13 protein-coding genes are annotated in these 18,064 nt (G+C 42.9%); 7 read left to right on the forward strand and 6 right to left on the reverse strand.

The genetic code is table 11. From position 1 onward, the window contains the following. Positions 1–12: 12 nt before the first annotated feature. From adiA to AACX38_RS06230, 5 genes are all read left to right on the forward strand, one after another. Complete coding sequence (gene adiA / locus AACX38_RS06210) at positions 13–2,295, forward strand: arginine decarboxylase (protein ID WP_228863780.1); 2,283 nt, start codon at positions 13–15, stop codon at positions 2,293–2,295. A gap of 3 nt (positions 2,296–2,298) precedes the next feature. Continuing rightward, positions 2,299–3,627: an arginine/agmatine antiporter gene (gene adiC / locus AACX38_RS06215; RefSeq protein ID WP_099121996.1), complete on the forward strand. Its 1,329-nt coding sequence runs from the start codon at positions 2,299–2,301 to the stop codon at positions 3,625–3,627. A gap of 271 nt (positions 3,628–3,898) precedes the next feature. Then, the gene (locus AACX38_RS06220) at positions 3,899–4,327 is read left to right on the forward strand and encodes a universal stress protein (RefSeq protein ID WP_099111438.1); all 429 of its coding nucleotides are present in this window, start codon (positions 3,899–3,901) and stop codon (positions 4,325–4,327) included. A gap of 172 nt (positions 4,328–4,499) precedes the next feature. Continuing rightward, positions 4,500–4,937 carry a universal stress protein gene (locus AACX38_RS06225; RefSeq protein WP_099111437.1) on the forward strand — a complete coding sequence of 146 codons (438 nt, stop codon included), beginning with the start codon at positions 4,500–4,502 and terminating at the stop codon, positions 4,935–4,937. 113 nt (positions 4,938–5,050) lie between these two features. Then, complete coding sequence (locus AACX38_RS06230; protein ID WP_228863781.1) at positions 5,051–5,440, forward strand: nuclear transport factor 2 family protein; 390 nt, start codon at positions 5,051–5,053, stop codon at positions 5,438–5,440. Positions 5,441–5,581: 141 nt separating this feature from the next. On the opposite strand, the gene AACX38_RS06235 is transcribed toward AACX38_RS06230, so the two are convergent. Then, on the reverse strand, positions 5,582–5,770 hold the full coding sequence (locus AACX38_RS06235) for a hypothetical protein (protein WP_099111435.1): 189 nt from the start codon (positions 5,768–5,770) through the stop codon (positions 5,582–5,584). Between the two features lie 281 nt (positions 5,771–6,051). Here AACX38_RS06235 and AACX38_RS06240 point away from each other — a divergent pair, with 281 nt between their 5' ends. Then, positions 6,052–7,032 (forward strand): endonuclease, encoded by a 981-nt coding sequence (locus AACX38_RS06240; protein ID WP_370630605.1) that lies wholly within the window; start codon positions 6,052–6,054, stop codon positions 7,030–7,032. Between the two features lie 396 nt (positions 7,033–7,428). Further along, positions 7,429–8,226, forward strand: coding sequence for a phosphate starvation-inducible protein PhoH (gene phoH, locus AACX38_RS06245; protein ID WP_228863783.1), 798 nt, complete (start codon positions 7,429–7,431; stop codon positions 8,224–8,226). Positions 8,227–8,435: 209 nt separating this feature from the next. Here phoH and AACX38_RS06250 read toward each other — a convergent pair whose 3' ends face one another. From AACX38_RS06250 to AACX38_RS06270, 5 genes are all read right to left on the reverse strand, one after another. After that, the gene (locus AACX38_RS06250) at positions 8,436–8,618 is read right to left on the reverse strand and encodes a DUF2474 domain-containing protein (protein ID WP_193757190.1); all 183 of its coding nucleotides are present in this window, start codon (positions 8,616–8,618) and stop codon (positions 8,436–8,438) included. Continuing rightward, entirely contained in the window at positions 8,575–9,582 is a 1,008-nt protein-coding gene (gene cydB, locus AACX38_RS06255; RefSeq protein ID WP_228863784.1) for a cytochrome d ubiquinol oxidase subunit II, read from the reverse strand. The genes AACX38_RS06250 and cydB overlap by 44 nt, the downstream gene beginning before the upstream one ends. Then, positions 9,572–10,909, reverse strand: a complete 1,338-nt coding sequence (locus AACX38_RS06260; RefSeq protein ID WP_228863785.1) for a cytochrome ubiquinol oxidase subunit I — start codon at positions 10,907–10,909, stop codon at positions 9,572–9,574. Before AACX38_RS06260 ends, cydB begins: the two co-directional genes overlap by 11 nt. A 369-nt stretch (positions 10,910–11,278) precedes the next feature. Next, positions 11,279–15,409, reverse strand: a complete 4,131-nt coding sequence (locus tag AACX38_RS06265; protein ID WP_228863786.1) for a non-ribosomal peptide synthetase — start codon at positions 15,407–15,409, stop codon at positions 11,279–11,281. A 2-nt stretch (positions 15,410–15,411) separates the two neighbouring features. Further along, positions 15,412–18,064, reverse strand: a 2,653-nt coding sequence (locus AACX38_RS06270; RefSeq protein ID WP_228863787.1) for a condensation domain-containing protein, incomplete at its 5' end; no start/stop codon positions are given.

Raw genomic sequence — 18,064 nt, forward strand, 5'->3', positions numbered from 1 at the left:
AGGAAAAACGTCATGAAGGTATTGATAGCAAAAAATGAGGTGGGTACAAAGCATCATAGTCATTATATTGAAAACGCAATACATCGCTTGGCAGATAAATTAATTGAACGGGATGTTGAAGTTGTTATTGCGGATTCTTTTGATGATAGCTATACGATAATTGCTGCTAATGAACCCATTGATTGCTTAATGGTCAGTTGTGCATTGATGGATGATGATTTATATCAGCAAATTCAAAAATTACTGAATAAGTTATTTGAGCGTCAGGAAGATGTACCGGTATTCTTATTAAGTGATCGGGAAAAGGCGGTCTTTTTACTGGATCATGTGATGCTGGAACAATTAACTGAATTCGCATGGATACTTGAAGATTCCTCAGATTTTATTACGGGCAGGGCTATTGCCGCGATGCACCGTTATCGTCAGCAATTATTGCCGCCATTAATGTCAGCTTTGATGAATTACAGAAAAATCTATGAATATTCATGGGCGGCACCCGGGCATCAGGGAGGAGTAGGGTTTAATAAAACGCCTGTTGGTCGTATTTACCATGATTATTATGGAGAAAATCTTTTTCGCTCTGATATGGGAATTGAACGATCTTCTTTGGGATCATTGCTGGATCACACAGGAGCGTTCGGCAAGAGTGAAAGAAATACAGCCAGAGTGTTTGGTGCCGATCATTCGTATTCTGTTGTAGTCGGAACATCAGGTTCTAACCGAACTATTATGCAGGCCTGTATGACAGAAGATGATATCGTTATTATTGACCGTAACTGTCATAAATCCATTGAGCAAGGGCTTATTCTGACAGGCGCAAAGCCGGTTTATATGTTACCGAGCCGTAATCGATACGGTATTATCGGCCCGATTTATCCGCAGGAAATGGAGACAAAAACACTCCAGAAAAAGCTGAAACAGAACCCGCTGACCAAAGATATGGTGAAGAAAAAGCCTGTCTACACGGTGGTGACAAACTGTACTTATGATGGTGTTTGCTATAACGCCAAACATGTACAAAACCTGCTGGATAAAAGCGTTGATAGAATTCATTTTGATGAAGCATGGTACGGTTATGCCCGTTTTAATCCTATCTATCATGATCATTATGCTATGCGGGGTGACCCCAAAACGCATAAAGGACCAACCGTTTTTGCCACACATTCATCCCATAAGCTCCTGAATGCACTATCGCAGGCCTCTTTTATCCATGTGCGTGATGGTCGTAATCCGATTGATTTTTCAAGATTTAACCAAGCCTATATGATGCATGCGACAACGTCACCTCTGTATGCGATCTGTGCTTCAAATGATATTGCTACCTCAATGATGGATGGCAACAGTGGTTATTCGCTTACTCAGGAAGTTATTGAAGAAGCGGTCGACTTTCGTCAGGCATTAGCACGCTTGTATCGGGATTTCAGTAAAAAAGGTGACTGGTTCTTTAAACCGTGGAATCAGGAACAAGTGACAGATCCTGCTACAGGTAAGAAAATGCTTTTTGCAGATGCTCCGCGGGATTTACTGGCCACAAAACAAAGTTGCTGGACGATGAACCCCGGTGACAGTTGGCACGGGTTTGAAGATTTGCCGAATGACTGGAGTATGCTTGATCCCATTAAAGTCAGTATCCTCACGCCGGGTATGGGAGACAACGGCAAGCTATTGAAACAGGGGGTGCCGGCAGCACTGGTGACAGCATGGTTAAGCCAGCATGGCATAGTTCCGACGCGTACTACAGATTTTCAGATCATGTTCCTGTTTTCAATGGGAATTACCAAAGGGAAATGGGGCACATTACTTAATACTCTGCTTTCATTTAAACATCATTATGATGCTAATACACCTTTGAGTAAGGTATTGCCTGATTTAGTCCATGACTATCCGGATGTCTATAGTGCGTCAGGGGTAAGAGATTTGGGCGATAAAATGTTCGCTTACTTACACAAAAATAATCCGGGTGAAAAACTGAATCAGGCATACGCGATGCTGCCTGAAGTTGACATGATACCCAGAGCAGCCTATCAGGCGATTGTGACCAATGATGTGGAATTGGTCGCGCTCGATAAACTTCCTCATCGTATTGCCGCGAACTCAATTATTCCTTATCCACCCGGTATTCCTATGTTGATGTCAGGGGAAAACTTCGGTGATAAAAACAGTCCGCAGATTAGCTATCTGCATGCATTGCAAAAATGGGATCATGAATTTCCCGGCTTTGAGCATGAAACGGAAGGGACGGAAATCATTAATGGTATCTACCACGTTATGTGCGTAAAGCGTAAGGGAAAATAAATTATGGCTACAGTTGCGGAATCAACAAAAGTGGGTTTGATTCCCGTTACATTGATGGTAGCGGGAAATATCATGGGATCGGGCGTTTTTCTGCTGCCGGCGAGTCTGGCGGCAACAGGAGGAATAGCAATTCTTGGATGGCTGGTTACTATCATTGGTGCCGTCGGGTTATCCATTGTCTATGCCAAGATCTCTTCACTGGATGATAGCCCCGGAGGTTCTTATGCTTATGCGAGGAGGGCTTTCGGACCATTTTTAGGCTATCAGACTAACGTCCTTTACTGGCTGGCCTGCTGGATTGGTAATATCGCGATGGTTGTGATTGGAGTAGGTTATATCAGCTACTTTTTCCCCATTCTGAAAGATCCGGTTATTTCAACATTTACCTGTATAGCAATACTGTGGATATTTGTTTTCCTGAATATTATTGGGCCTCATGTCATTACCCGAGTTCAGGCGGTTGCGACAACTCTGGCTCTGATCCCGATTGTCGCCGTTGCTGTATTTGGCTGGTTCTGGTTCAACGGTTCAACCTATATGGATGCCTGGAACGTCAGCGGTATGAACACATTTAGCGCCATTCAAAGTACCTTAAACGTAACGTTATGGTCTTTTATCGGTGTTGAAAGTGCCTCAGTTGCTGCTGGTGTCGTTAAAAATCCCAAGCGAAATGTACCGATTGCCACGATTGGTGGCGTATTAATTGCTGCTGTGTGTTATGTCTTATCCAGTAGTGTGATTATGGGAATGATCCCGAATGCGAGTCTGGTTATTTCATCTTCGCCATTTGGTGATGCTGCCCGTCTGGCGCTGGGGGATACAGCCGGCGCAATCGTGGCATTCTGTGCGGCAGCAGGCTGTTTGGGTTCACTGGGGGGATGGACATTGCTTGCTGGTCAGACGGCAAAAGCCGCAGCTGATGATGGTTTATTTCCTAAAGTCTTTGCCAAAGTGAACAAAGCCGGAACACCGGTAGTAGGTCTGTTGATACTGGGTGTTTTAATGACCGTTGTCCAATTCAGCAGTATCTCGCCTAATGCGGCAAAAGAATTCAGTCTGGTTTCATCTGTTTCAGTGATTTTTACCCTGATACCTTATCTGTATACCTGTGCTGCGTTATTGTTACTTGGTCACGGCCATTTTGGTCAGGAAAAAGGGCGTTATATTGTGATTACATTTATCGCCTTTGTTTACTGTATCTGGGCTGTAGTGGGTACAGGTGCAAAAGAAGTCGTCTGGACGCTGGTGGCTATGATGGTCATCACAGCTATGTATACTTTTAACTACAATACGAAACACCCGGCTCCTTTTCCGTTAGAGAAAAAAGATTAACCTAATTTATATTTAAAAAGGTGCTGCATATCAGCACCTTTTTTGTTTTATTTTTTAGGCTAAACTGATTTCGCTAATACAATATATTGCAGGCTGGGGGATATAGAACCCCAATTCATATTGAAATCCACTGAATATAACTATTTGTTTATTAGCCTGGTTTAACCCTAAGATGTTGAGTTGTTAGACAACTCACAGTAAGTAGTACCGGATCTTAATATACTCGTAGAATCAGCTAATTTAGGTAGTTGAGTTAATAGGAGCGTGCATTATGTACAGAACTATTTTATTACCGGTAGATATCTCTGAGGATGAACTGACAAGCAAAGCTGTTCACTGCGCGCTTAACATAGCCAGAGAAACAGGTGCTAAATTACATATTTTACATGTATTGCCCATTTCATCCGCGATTATTAATGCTTACGCATTAGGCTATATGGAAATTAAAGATAAAGCGACTATTACTGCTGAGAAGGATCTGGGTAAGCTGGTTGCTTCCATTGATCTACCTGCTGAGCGTATTAGTTACTCTATTGCTTTTGGTTCACCAAGAGATGAAATCACTGCCACGGCCGATGAGCTGGGCGCTGATCTTATTGTGATTGGTTCAAGGCGGCCGAATATTACCACTCATTTACTGGGGTCCAACTCTGCGGCAGTCGTCAGATATGCGAAGACGTCCGTATTGGTTGTGAGGTAGTTATCTGAATTAACTGTTGCAGCTTAGCGGCTATTAGTGGTTTTTGTTGTGGTTTCACTAATTGTAAAAACGTAATGGTATAGCGGCTATACCCCACGCATTCCAAAATGTAGTCAGAAAAAGTCTACGGCTTGGAAAACGATGGGAAATATTCGATTACAGGGGAGTAAATATGTATAAAACGATTTTGGTTCCAATAGATATTGCTGAAGATCACCTGACTGACAATGCACTCAAGCATGCGGAGTTTTTGGCAAAAATTTCTGATGCAAAGGTTCATCTGTTTCACTCGGTGCCTGATATTTCGAGATTTTCTGTAAGCTATAGCTATCATTATGATTTACTGAGCGCCTTTGCGAAAAAAGCCATTGCAAATTCCGAAGAGGAACTCAAAAAAGTTGTAGAAAAAATCAACTTACCGAAGGATAAAGTATCGTTTTCTGTCGCCTTTGGCTCACCAAGAGATAAAGTACTCTCTACTGCCCGTGAAATCGGGGCTGATCTGATTATTGTCGGTTCACGCAGGCCTGATATTTCAACTCATCTATTGGGTTCTAATGCATCGGGGATCGTGGGGTACGCGAATATTTCCGTATTAGTTGTTCGTTAAGCTAAGTTGCACGAATATTTATTCATTAACCCCGGCAGATATTTTTATCTGGCGGGGTTAATAGTAAATGGCAGTAAATATTATTTTTCCTTATGTTTATGGAAGGGTATACTATGTCTTATTCTACTGTTGTGGTAAGTGCTTTAAAATATATGCTTGAAACAGATAATGTTACTACTTCAGATATTGAAAGCTATTTTTCTCATGATTATATTCAGGTAGCCAATGGCAATGAGCTTCTCTTCGATGATTTTGTTTCACATATTAACGTATTAAAAGAAGCTTTAATAAGTACGAATATTAATATCTTATCCGTAGCGGAAAATGGAAATAATGTTCATACCCATCATCGAGTCAAGGTAGTTAAAAAAGATGGAGCTAATGCGGAATTTGAAGTGTTTGCCAGGTTCCAGCTTAGCGAAGGCAAAATTACCCATTGTTATGAACTGACCAGAAAGATCATCGGTGATGAACAGGATGATGATTTGGGGTATAGAAAATAATATTAGTTATTGTAACTTTAATATTGCTTAACTTTTATTATGTCAGTTTTAAGTATTAATTAATTTTAACAGATTAGCAATAAAGGGAGCCATTAATTTAACGATGGTTCCCTTTGCTTATTTTTCAGACATGTAATGTAGTCATTGTTCATCAGAAAATGAATTTAAAGTAATATCTAACTGATTTTTACCTGCGATGATAACCTGAATTTGTAAGTTGTTTTCTGAAGTATTAATCGTGTTAATTGTAACTTCTTCATTTCCTGAATATTTTTTTACAACATCCAGTAGCTCGTGTTCAAGCTGTTCAATTTTAGTGTTAATTGTCATTTATGGTATTAAATATTCTAAAGTTGATTTAATTTTACCCAAATAAATTGAGTGCAATAGCTTAATAAACAAGGTATTTGAGCCTTTAAAGTTGTAATAAGTTAACTTATTCGATGAATTAAGTGATATTGGTTTTGATAAACTAAAATAACAAACTGACTCTATAATAAAAATTAAGTAAGATTCGAAACATAAAAAATGTGTCATTTATTTGTCTATTCAGGCAGGATAACAGATTGGTATTATACAACAAGTAAATAGGTATTATTTTGAGCAATAATATTCGCCTTTGGGCAAATTATCTTTTATTTTTTGGATTAATTGTATCTTTTAACGCATGGAGTGCTCCGGCCAACTTTGAACAGGCTAAAGTCGAATCACGAAAATATGTTTATGCAGGGCTGGAAAAGTCAGGTGTTGGTACTTTGTATTGTGGCTGTGACTGGCAATGGGTTGGTAAAAGTGGCGGACGCGTTGACTTGCCTTCATGTAACTATCATGTAAGGTCGCAGCAAAACCGAGCTGAACGCATCGAGTGGGAGCATATTGTACCAGCATGGGTATTCGGTCATCAGAGACAATGCTGGCAGAATGGCGGGAGAAAAAACTGTGTTGATAGTGACCCGGCATTTCGTGTAATAGAATCGGATCTGCATAATCTGGCCCCTTCTATTGGCGAAGTAAATGGGGATCGCAGCAATTTAGGGTATGGAATGGCTGCCAAAAATCTGCCCAATATGTATGGTGCCTGTAGTAGTAAAGTTGATTTTAAATCACGTTTGTTTGAACCGCGTGACAAAGTGAAAGGCATGGTTGCCAGAGTCTATTTCTATATGCATGATCGCTATAACCTGACAATGTCGCGTCAGCAGCAGCAGTTAATGATGGCCTGGGATCGGCAATATCCTGTGGAAGCCTGGGAGCGTGAAAGAGATAATCGTATCGCCCGGATTATGGGGCACCACAATCCATTCGTTACTGGAAGCAAAAAGTGGCAGTTAGGGCATAAAAATTCAGGTCAGGGGGTTACCGGGCAAGCTGATAGCCGAAATGTAAATGCTGTACGGTCAATATCCGAACCGGTTTCAGTGACTAAATCAACTGCAAATGAAGCGATTAAAGGGAATAAAAATAGCATGATATATCATCTTTCTCATTGCTCAGGGTATAAAACCACTTCAGAGAAAAATGCAGTTTATTTTCGTTCAGAATCTGAAGCTCAGAAAGCCGGGTATCATTTAGCCGCTAATTGTAAAAAATAATTAACACTGGCTGAGTTGTTATTTTATGTTTTTGTTGCTTTGTGATTTATCAATCAAAAGTTAAAAAATGTTTCAGTAAAATTTAAATTGTTACCTTGTCATAAATAAAAGATTGTCATTATACTGACATCATAGTCCGCTAAATTTAGTCTGGTTACGGTAAAGCGGATATGCGAGGAATGCCGATGACAGATACTGAAACAATTACAATTCAGTCAGGAAGTGAACCGGTGATGAAGACCGAACTGCCAACAGAAAGGCGGTTGTCTCATCACCGGTTTTTTTATGGGCCTTAATGAGCTGAAAAGGGAGCTCACTTCTATTCAATATAACGCAGTTATTCTATATCGGTGATAGAACACCGCAAGTGTGAAGCCAACGATAAGGTGTGCGACTATGAGTAGACAAAAAGCAGTGATGAAATCTCGCCGCGAAGTCAGGAGAATGCTAAAAAAAGATATGCGTCAGTCTCGTTATCGCAATGATAATAACGTTACCTCATTAGTACAGATTGGCGGAGTAGAAGCGATTGGAATGGCACGTGAAAACAGGGATACCTCTGAAATTCGCCCACGCAATGAAGTGCAGTACCGTTACATGCGCGCTATCAAGAATAAACAATTGGTTATTGCTGATGGTGAAGCGGGTTGTGGCAAAACGTTTATCAGTACAGCAATGGCAGCAGATGCACTGATTAATAAAGAAGTTGATAAAATTATCGTGACACGCCCGGTATTGCAGGCGGAAGAAGACTTGGGTTATCTGCCGGGCGATGTGGCAGAAAAGTTTGCGCCATATTTCCGCCCAGTTTATGAGGTGTTATTAAAACGTATGGGCGCATCGTTTTTGCAATACTGTCTTCGTCCTGAAATTGGAAAAGTCGAAATAGCTCCTTTTGCTTATATGCGTGGCAGGACATTTGAAAATGCGTTTGTGATCCTTGATGAAGCACAAAATGTGACGATTAATCAAATGAAAATGTTTTTAACCCGGTTGGGAGAAAACGTAACTGTTATTGTGAATGGAGATATCAGCCAGTGCGATTTACCGGATTGTAGCAAATCAGGGCTGGCAGATGCTCTGGAACGTTTTTTTAATGATGAAGCAATTGGTGTAATTCATTTTTCTCAGGAAGATTGTGTGCGCTCTAAGTTATGTCAAAAAGCATTACAGGCTTATAGTTCTCCAGTCTGATTGAGAATAAAGATTGCTCAGAAGAGTAATTGAAAGGGTGAAGGATATGTAGCTCAACAGAACGGCTTCATTTATTGCTTTCTATATTATGTTGCAATTATGAAGCCGTTAAATATTTGTAGAAAGAACCCGAATAACTAAATCAAATATCTAATATAAAAATATTGCTATTGATTATGTTCTAATAAAATCAGGCAGAAAATGAATAATTACTTCACTTTCATTCCCGCCGCTGTCATTAAGAAACGGAATAAAGTCGAAACGGCATAAAGCGTTAATACACTACAACACCAAATAGTTATCATCCAGCCCAATCGTTTCCATAGCGGAGAATGTGAATGTTCTGTGTTAATGGTAGCCTTGTTCATGGGTGATTTTTCCTCGGAAGACATAATAACTCCAATAGGTATAAGTCAATATTATTGGGATGATAAATAGTGCACCGACAAGCATAAAACCCAGAGACTCAGGGGGAGATGCAGCCTCTTCATAACTGATAAAAGGAGGAATGATATTTGGCCAGATGCTGATCCCTAATCCGCTGAACCCCATGAATACGAGTAATAATGCTGCCAAAAACGGCGTGTAATGACTGCTATTTTGGCTCGCAACCAGCAGTTTCCAGCCTGACCATAAGACCAGTAATGGCACAGGCAGAAAGAAAAACAGGTTAGGAAGACTAAACCAGCGCTCAGCAATAGCTGGCTGAGAAAGCGGTGTCCAGACACTGACGATAGTGATGACTATCAGCATCAGTAAAGTTAATGGACGCAGAAGTCTGAGCATTTTTTGCTGCAAATGCCCTTCGGTTTTCATCACCAGCCAGCCACATCCCAGTAGCCCATAAGCGATAAGCAGACCAACACCGCAAAATAATGGAAAGGGTGAAAGCCAGTCAAAACTCCCGCCAATATAGGTACGATTCTCTACAGGAAAACCTTCAATAACAGCACCGACGACGACACCCTGTATAAAAGTCGCAATGATTGAACCGGCAATAAATGCCTTATCCCAAATCGGCTGATGTTTCGGCGCTGATTTGAAACGGAACTCGAACGCTACGCCGCGGAATATCAGCCCTAATAACATAAGTGTTAATGGGATTGCTAGCGCATCCAGAATCACCGCATAGGCCAGAGGAAAAGCGCCAAATAAACCTGCGCCACCCAACACCAGCCAGGTTTCGTTACCATCCCAGACGGGGGCAACAGAATTCATCATTAAATCACGATCTGCCTGCCCCTTAACCATGGGATATAAGATACCAATACCAAGATCAAAGCCGTCCATCACGATATACATCATGGTACTGAAGATGATAATCAGGAACCAGATTAGAGGAAGGTCAATACCCATTTGTTAACTCCTTATTGGGCCCTTTACGGATAAGTTTCATCATATAAGCATAACCAGCACCGAAAACAGCGCCGTAGACGACAAAGAAGATAAGCAGACTGATACTCATATGGAATTCACCATGAGCAGAGACCGCATCTTTCGTACGCATCAATCCATAGACAACCCACGGTTGACGGCCGATTTCCGTGGTGAACCATCCGGCTAGTATGGCAATCAGGCCAGAAGGTGCCATCAGGAGCATAAAGCGGAGAAACGTCCGGCTCTGATACAAACGTTTTTTATAGCGCAGCCACAATCCCCAGACTCCTGCCAGAATCATTAATAATCCCAGTCCGACCATAACCCGGAATGACCAGAACACCATAAAAGCATTAGGACGATCTTCTGGTGGAAACTCTTTCAGTGCCGGAACCTGTTTATCAATGCTGTGTGTCAGGATAATGCTGGCAAGGTAGGGAATTTTGACGGCATAACGAGTCTCTTCTGCTTCCTGATCGGGAATACCGAATATAATCAGTGGCGTGGCTTCGCCGGGATGATTTTCCCAATGGCCTTCCATTGCAGCAACTTTGGCAGGCTGATGTTTCAGGGTATTCAGGCCATGTAAATCACCGATAAATGCCTGTAATGGAGCAATGATCAGAATCAGCCACATCGCCATTGACAGCATTTTTTTCATGGCTGACGAATCATGGCCTTTCAGCAAATGCCAGGCTGCGGAGGCAGCAATAAAAAATGCTGAAGCGAGAAATGCTGCTGTTCCCATATGCAGCAAACGATAAGGAAAAGAAGGGTTGAAGATAACGGCCAGCCAATCAACCGGGACAATCTGATTATCAATAATTTCATGGCCTTGTGGCGTCTGCATCCAGCTATTGGATGCCAGTATCCAAAATGTAGAGATAATTGTACCGAGTGCCACCATGCAGGTGGCGAAAAAATGGAGTTTTTCACCCACCCGATTCCAGCCGAATAGCATAACGCCAAGAAACCCGGCCTCAAGGAAAAACGCGGTAAGCACTTCATAAACTAATAACGGGCCAGTGATGCTTCCGGCAAAATCAGAGAAAAAACTCCAGTTAGTGCCGAATTGATAGGCCATGACTAAACCGGAAACCACGCCCATACCAAAATTAATGCCAAATATTTTTGCCCAGAAGTGGTATAGCGTTTTGTAGTCTGTATTACGTGTTTTCAGCCATAAGCCTTCTAACAAAGCAAGAAAACTGGCTAAACCTATCGTAATAGCGGGAAAGATAATATGAAAAGAAACGGTAAATGCGAATTGTATCCTTGCAAGTTCAAGGGCAGTTAACCCGAACATAGTTACCTCATTCTATTTGTTATAAGGAAAACCAATGAAAAAGTACGAATGAGTAAAGCATGGATATTTAACATATAACAGTAACAATTTTTTATATATTTAATATAACAGTTTAATAGAATCAATTGATTAACATATTGAATACAATATAGAAACATTGAGCTTGTAGAAGCAATGATATGAAAATAAATATTTTACTATTGATACTTATATTTAGGGCGATAACTGTATCCTATATCAATGATAAAAAAGGATTTAAAGAGAAAAACTATTGAAGAATACCCAAACAATCCACAGAGCTACCTGACCTGATACTTTATTGAATAAGAGGCTGGTAATACCAGCCTCATTAATCATTATCAAATTAATTTATATTAACGATGTTTCCTTAACTCCTAATGCATTAATTATTTCTTTGCGAATAACAGAAGTACATTCAAGAATGTTATTATGATGGTGATTTTTCAATAATATAACTTCTAATGGGGTGGTTACCCATTGAGAAATATTATTATCAGTCACTTTTATGATTGATTTAGCCAGCTTTACTTGCGAGACATCATTATAATCAGGATTGATTTCACCTGCTTTGAATAGTGTAATGTTTGTATGTTTTAATATTCCACTTAAGTCACAATCAGCTGTTTTGTATTCAAATGGTGCAGCCTTCAATACTTTATTGATATAGGTTTCACTGGCACCCATTTCCTGTAGTTTATCAGCGAGTAATAGATTAGAGTTTGATATGTCGATGTTATTTCTAAGTATTTTAGTCTCAGCGTTGTTAATTACCGTATCTAATAAGAACAACTGGATTTTTTGTACGCCAATCTGTTCTAATTGATAGGCAATTTCCATCGCTAACTGTCCACCTAATGACCAGCCTAAGATCCGGATAGGTTGGTTAATAGAGATTTCAGTCAGAATTAACTGCATATAAATATTAGCTAATTTTTGTAATGAATCTATTTGGTTATCTGTACTGAGATTGTAATTATCGATACCAATACAGTTGTAGCTATCCGCTAATATATTTGCCAGAGGAGCATAGGATTCACTACTGCCATTAGCGGGGTGAATCATAAATAGTTTATCCATTGCCATTGATTCTGGTGTTAGGAAATTAAGTAAACTGATTTTTTTATTATCCGTTACCAACCACTGGGATAATAAAGCAATGCACTTGCAGTTGAATAAAATATTTAACGGAATATCAATGGACATTTTATGGCGTATTGCCGAAGTGAGTTTAATCGCTAACAGAGAATTGCCGCCGATACGGAAGAAATTATCGTCAATACCGACCCGCTCCAGCCCTAAAACATCCTGCCAGATAGCGCAAAGCTGGGCTTCCAGAATATTGCGGGGGGCGACATAACTGTCTCTGTTACCGAAAAGCGGTTCCGGCAAGGCTCGGCGGTTGACTTTGCCGTTCGACGTTAGCGGAATAGCGTCGATAAAGGTAAAACTGGCGGGCAGCATATAATCCGGCAGACGATCAGATAAGTACGCAAGCAGCATGTCATCGGAGACCACATCCTCGATAACCAGATACGCCGCCAAAACTTTATGCCCGCTATGCTCACGGTCAATCACGACTGCCTGTTTGACCTGCGGATGCGCCGCTAACGCATTCTCAATTTCCCCCAGCTCAATACGGAAGCCGCGGATTTTGATCTGAAAATCATTGCGCCCCAGATATTCAATATTGCCATCCGGCAGGTAGCGCCCCATATCCCCCGTTTTATACATTTTTGCCCCCGACGCTGAGGAATACGGGTCAGTGAGGAATCGTTCGGCGGTCAGTTCGGGTTGGTTCAGATAACCCCGTGCCACACCCTCGCCGCTGATATAAATTTCACCTGAAGCGCCCATTGGTACAGGCTGTTGATGGGCGTCAAGCAGGTAAATCCGGGTATTGGCGATAGGGCGACCAATATGGGAAACAAAACCTGTCGTCCGGTTCATGCGTGTCCAGATTGAATAGATCGTGGTCTCCGTAGGACCATACAAATTACATACATTTTGTACCGAGGAGTGAGCAAACAAACGCTCAACAATGTAGGGTTTCAACGCCTCACCGGCCAGGTTAACGGTTTGGGTTGCGGCCGGAATGGCTTTATCTTCGAGCAACCGCTCAATAGCGGAGGGGACTGTATTGATAAGGCTGAACGCCGGCGTGGTATCTGATGTTTTTGTAATCAATGAAAGGGCGTCAGGCACAATGTGGACAGTATTACCAGAAATTAAAGGCGCGAAACATTCGTAAACAGATAAGTCAAAATTCAGCGATGTGGAAAACAGCGTATGTGCTAATTCCTCCGGGCTGAATACTCGTTGTGCCCAGATAAGGAAATTAACCACATTACGATGCTCTATCATCACGCCTTTGGGTTTCCCCGTCGAGCCGGAGGTGTAAATTACGTAAGCTAAATGACGTGAGGTCAGTCCCCGTGCCTGTGTATCCGGATTGGTATCCGGCTGGGTGTCAAAGTCCAGCGTCGGGTTATCCAGCCACACGGCGGGGACTGACGTGGTCAGTTTATCCGCCAGTGCGGTTTGCGCCAGTAAAACTACTGGCGTTGCGTCATCCAGCATATAGGCCAATCGTTCTGCGGGATAAGCCGGATCGAGGGGCAGATAAGCCCCGCCCGCCTTGAGAATAGCCAGTATCCCGACCACCATCTCCGGGCTGCGTTCAAGGCAGACCGCGACCCGATCATCCGGCCTGACACCCAGTGCAATCAGATAATGCGCCAGCTGGTTGGCGCGGCAGTTAAGTTCCCCATAGCTCAATACCTGTTCTTCAAATTCCACGGCAATGGCATCAGGGTGTTGAGCCGCCTGCGCTTCAAACAACTGTGGCAGGGTTTTATCCTGTGGATAAGGCACATCGGTCTGGTTCCACCTGTGCAGCAACGTATGACGCTCTTCCTCACTGAGACAGGTGATAGCGGTATGAGATTGTTCCGGATGACAGGCAACCTCGTGCAAAATACGTTCAAGTTGCCTCAGCAAGCGTAATGCCTGTTCGTCTTCCAGCCAGTCTTTCCCATAATTAAATTTGATGACTAAACGGTTATCTTGCTCATACGCTATCAATGACAACGGATAATCCACTTTTTCCACTGCGCGGCGAAATGTCAGTGTCTGTTCGATGCCGGTCTGGTTCTCGTCTGCCACCGGAGCAGGGTAATTTTCAAACACCAGCAGGCTATGAAATAACCGTTCTCCGTCAGATTGCAGACTGGCGAGAGAAACGGCATTGTGGCTGTTGAGGTCGGCGATATTTTTCTGGATATGTTGTAAAACGGTGACGATGCTGTCGGTTTGTTTCCACTGCACCGCCAGAGGCAGGGTATTGATATAAAGACCGACACTGGATTCGATCCCTTCAACGGGGATATCCCGACCGGAGACGGTTGTGCCGACAATCGTCTGCTCATCAGCGGTGTAAATGTGTAACAGTTTATGCCAGGCAAATTGCAGCACCACATTCAGTGTCACTCCGTGTCTCCGGCAGGTGTTTTTAAGCTGCTCATAAGCGTTCCCCTGCACAGTGAGTCGCTTTTCTGCCGGTTTTTCAATCATTTTTATCTGGGGCAAGTCAATCCGGTGGCTTAGCAGCGCCGATAAATCATTCGTACCCTGCCATTGGGTCTTGCGCTCAGACCAATAAATATCCGTATCGGCCTGATGATTGCGGTAATATTGCTGGGCGTTCAGATAAGCGTTATCTACTACGATTTCAGGCGTGCGACCCTGTACGAGTGCGTTGTAATAGCCATGAACGGTTTGCAATAAAACCGGGTAGCTCCAGCCATCAATGATGCTGTGGTGTAGGGTGATAACGACGGTAATCAATTGTTGACGTTGTTTAATCAGGGTAAAGCGCGCTAATCCGGGCTGACGTAAATCAAATGGTAGGGTGAGATCATGTTGTTGAAGCGTATCAATCGCCCTGTTTTTTTCTTCTTCTGATAACGGGGTAATGTCTTCGTGTCTGAAATTTGCAGCATTAATACTGGCACCGGCTGTGACGATTTGTAATATTTCGCCTTCCCAGTCAAAAGCGGTTCTGAGGATCGGGAAACGGCGCGAAGCCAGTGTCCAGGCTTGTTGGTAAGCGTCAACATCAATAGAGGTGTGGTAATCCAATAGCAGTTGTACGCGATAAGCATCATCCTGTGGCTGAGAAAGATAATGATAGACAAAACCTTGTTGCAAGCTGGTGGCAGGAAAAATAGCCTCAATTTTTTTGTTATTGGATGAAGTCGCAGGCACACGGGACGAATTTTCAAGGGAAATAAAACGTCTAAAGTCTTCTACTGAGAAGATATTTTTTTCATTTAAAAAATTAAGAATGTTTTCTTTTTTCTGTTTAACTTGATCAATAAGTTGATCAGGGGGAGTTCCCCCTGTGAATGTCAGTTTCAACTTATTTTCATAAACCCATACTGATGCCTGATTTTTGTTAAGTTCTTTAAATAGCGTCAACATTTCTATAAATCCAAAGTAGTTTCATTTTCAGAGTCGTGGGGTGAACTGACATGATTGGTATGTTCAAAATGGTGAGTTATCTGGTTGAATTGCTCCAGCGAAACACCCTTGATACCGTAATCACTGGGAGTCATTATTTCTCCCGTTTGTGACTGTTTTTGCGCTGTGGTAATGATGTGATTGAGTGCCTGCTCAAATGCCCGGATAAACAGGGCTGTCTTAGTTTGTGGCAGACGGGAATCGATATAACATAGTAGTTTTCCGGCCTGAACGGCACCATTAATGCCCAATAGCAAATGACTGTCGTTTTCGCTGGCTATCATCGTTCCGCAATCATCATTGGTGATTGACCAGTCCTGAAGGCTGGCACTACCTAACTGCCCCAGATAGTTGAAACTGATAGCAGGCAAATCACCGGTCAGATAACCCGCTTGTTGTAATGCGCCGTAACCGATGCCTTTGTTTGGCACAGTGCGCAGCATCTCTTTGGTATGGATAAGGGTGTCGGTTATATCCGCCTTATTTTCCAGACGAACCGGGTATATCGTAGTAAACCAGCCAACGGTTTCGGAAATATCTATTGTGTTATCAATCGATTCCCGCCCGTGTCCTTCCAGAAGGATATGGTTGACAGATTGGTCGAAGGTATCCTGCAAGGCCACGGTCAACGCACTCAACAACAAGTCATTAATTTCGGTGTGATAACCTGCGTTAGCTTCATGCAGCAGGATATCTGTCATTTCTGCCGAGATTTCCAGCTGGTGGTGTGTGAGATTATCCAACGCGGGCTGGCTGTTATTGCCTGCCAGTACTTGTTTCCAGTAAGGCACTTCATGTTGATGCTGCCGGGCGTACTGCTGAACAGCGGTCACCCATTGGCGATAACTGCTGGTTTTTGCAGGCAGGGGCATTCCCTGTAATAGCAAACGCATATCTTCCGCAATAATCCGCCAGGACACGGCATCAATAATCAGATGATGGAAGGCAAAGAATAACCGGGTACTGCCATCAGCATAGCCAGTCAGATGAGCGGCTTGCCAGAGTGGCCCATTATGATAATCGAACCCACTTTGCCACTGGGTAAGTTGTTGGTGGAGTTCTTCCTGATTGCACTGACGGATATCACAGTGTTTTAACTGCGGTTGTGAAGACGGAATATCCGCAGAATAACACTGGCGATATCCCTGTTCCGTTGCAATAAAGCGGGCGTGTAATATATCGTGCCGCTCAGTTAATGCAGTCAGTGCTTGTTCAATCTGAATGACTTGGATATCACCGGGGATCTGAACCATAAAGGCCTGATTCCAGTGATGAGGCTGAGCTAACTGCCAGTCAAAGAAGGTTTGCTGAACAGGCAGTAAAGCAAATTCTCCGTTTAATAACCCTTGTTCGGCAACGATTTTGGCAGTAGACGCTGTTTGCATCAGTAATACCGCTAATTGTGCCACGGTTGGTGCCTCAAAAATGGTTTTCACCTGAAGCGAAAAACCGGCCTGACGCAGTTTGGACACCAGCTGGAGACTAATAATGGAGTCACCACCAATGCGGAAGAAATTATCGTGGATGCTTATCCGCTCCAGCCCTAAAACTACCTGCCAGATAGCACAAAGCTGGGTTTCCAGGGCATTACGGGGCGCAACATAATTTTCTCTGTTCCCGAAAACCGGCTCTGGCAAGGCTTTGCGGTCCACTTTGCCATTCAGCGTTAGTGGTATAGCCTCCATAAAGGTAAAGCTGGCGGGCAGCATGTAGTCCGGCAGACGAGCAGATAAGTGCGCAAGTAGTATGTCATCGGACACCGTATCCTCGACAACCAGATAGGCTGCCAGCACTTTATGACCCTGATGTTCACGATCAATCACGACGGCTTGTTGGACCTGTGGATGCGCCGTCAGCGCACTTTCAATTTCGCCCAGTTCAATACGATAACCGCGAATTTTGACCTGAAAATCATTGCGCCCCAGATATTCCAGTTCGCCGTTGGGTAACCAGCGCACTAAATCACCGGTTTTATACAGACGGGTGTAACCTTTAACCGTTTCGTTTGCGGTTGCAAAAGGATTCGCAACAAAACGCTCAGCCGTTAATTCAGGGCGATTTAAATAACCCCGTGCGACACCAGCACCACCAATATACAACTCACCCGGCGTACCGATAGGCGATGGATTTCCATCACTATCCAGTACGTAAAGACGAACGTTATTAATAGCCTGACCAATATTGGTGGCAATCTCCCCATGCTGATATAGCTTCTGTGTCGCACAAACGGTGATTTCTGTCGGACCGTAAGCATTCATCACATTACTGTGTTGGCTGAAATGATCCATAAAATCCAGAGAAGGGGATTCACCTGCGGTAACTAATAACTGGAGTGAGGGTAATTCCACGTCAGTCAACAACTTGAGTATTGCTGGCGGTAAGGTAGCCATTTGAATACCTTCTCGCTGAATAAGTTCTGCGATGGCAGGGGCATGGCGTTCTGCTTCATTGCAAAGATAAAGCGTCAGGCCATTCAATAACGCGGGAAAGAGTTCGAAAACAAAAGCATCAAACACATAAGCGGCAAACATTAAACTTTTAGTGGTCTTTTCAGTATCAAAAAATGCACTTTGAGCGGCTGTCAGATGTGCCACATTTTTATGTTCAACCATCACT

It is taken from the genome of Xenorhabdus sp. PB30.3, assembly GCF_963895965.1.
In the GTDB taxonomy this organism is placed as follows: Bacteria; Pseudomonadota; Gammaproteobacteria; order Enterobacterales; family Enterobacteriaceae; genus Xenorhabdus; species Xenorhabdus stockiae.

What these genes read in the sequence shown, in the direction of transcription:
- AACX38_RS06225 (WP_099111437.1), top strand. Translation starts at nt 4,500, where the DNA reads ATGTATAAAACGATTTTGGTTCCAATAGATATTGCTGAAGATCACCTG.
- AACX38_RS06265 (WP_228863786.1), bottom strand. Translation starts at nt 15,409, where the DNA reads ATGTTGACGCTATTTAAAGAACTTAACAAAAATCAGGCATCAGTATGG.
- adiA (WP_228863780.1), top strand. Translation starts at nt 13, where the DNA reads ATGAAGGTATTGATAGCAAAAAATGAGGTGGGTACAAAGCATCATAGT.
- AACX38_RS06220 (WP_099111438.1), top strand. Translation starts at nt 3,899, where the DNA reads ATGTACAGAACTATTTTATTACCGGTAGATATCTCTGAGGATGAACTG.
- AACX38_RS06250 (WP_193757190.1), bottom strand. Translation starts at nt 8,618, where the DNA reads ATGTCTTCCGAGGAAAAATCACCCATGAACAAGGCTACCATTAACACA.
- AACX38_RS06260 (WP_228863785.1), bottom strand. Translation starts at nt 10,909, where the DNA reads ATGTTCGGGTTAACTGCCCTTGAACTTGCAAGGATACAATTCGCATTT.
- cydB (WP_228863784.1), bottom strand. Translation starts at nt 9,582, where the DNA reads ATGGGTATTGACCTTCCTCTAATCTGGTTCCTGATTATCATCTTCAGT.
- AACX38_RS06235 (WP_099111435.1), bottom strand. Translation starts at nt 5,770, where the DNA reads ATGACAATTAACACTAAAATTGAACAGCTTGAACACGAGCTACTGGAT.
- phoH (WP_228863783.1), top strand. Translation starts at nt 7,429, where the DNA reads ATGAGTAGACAAAAAGCAGTGATGAAATCTCGCCGCGAAGTCAGGAGA.
- AACX38_RS06230 (WP_228863781.1), top strand. Translation starts at nt 5,051, where the DNA reads ATGTCTTATTCTACTGTTGTGGTAAGTGCTTTAAAATATATGCTTGAA.
- adiC (WP_099121996.1), top strand. Translation starts at nt 2,299, where the DNA reads ATGGCTACAGTTGCGGAATCAACAAAAGTGGGTTTGATTCCCGTTACA.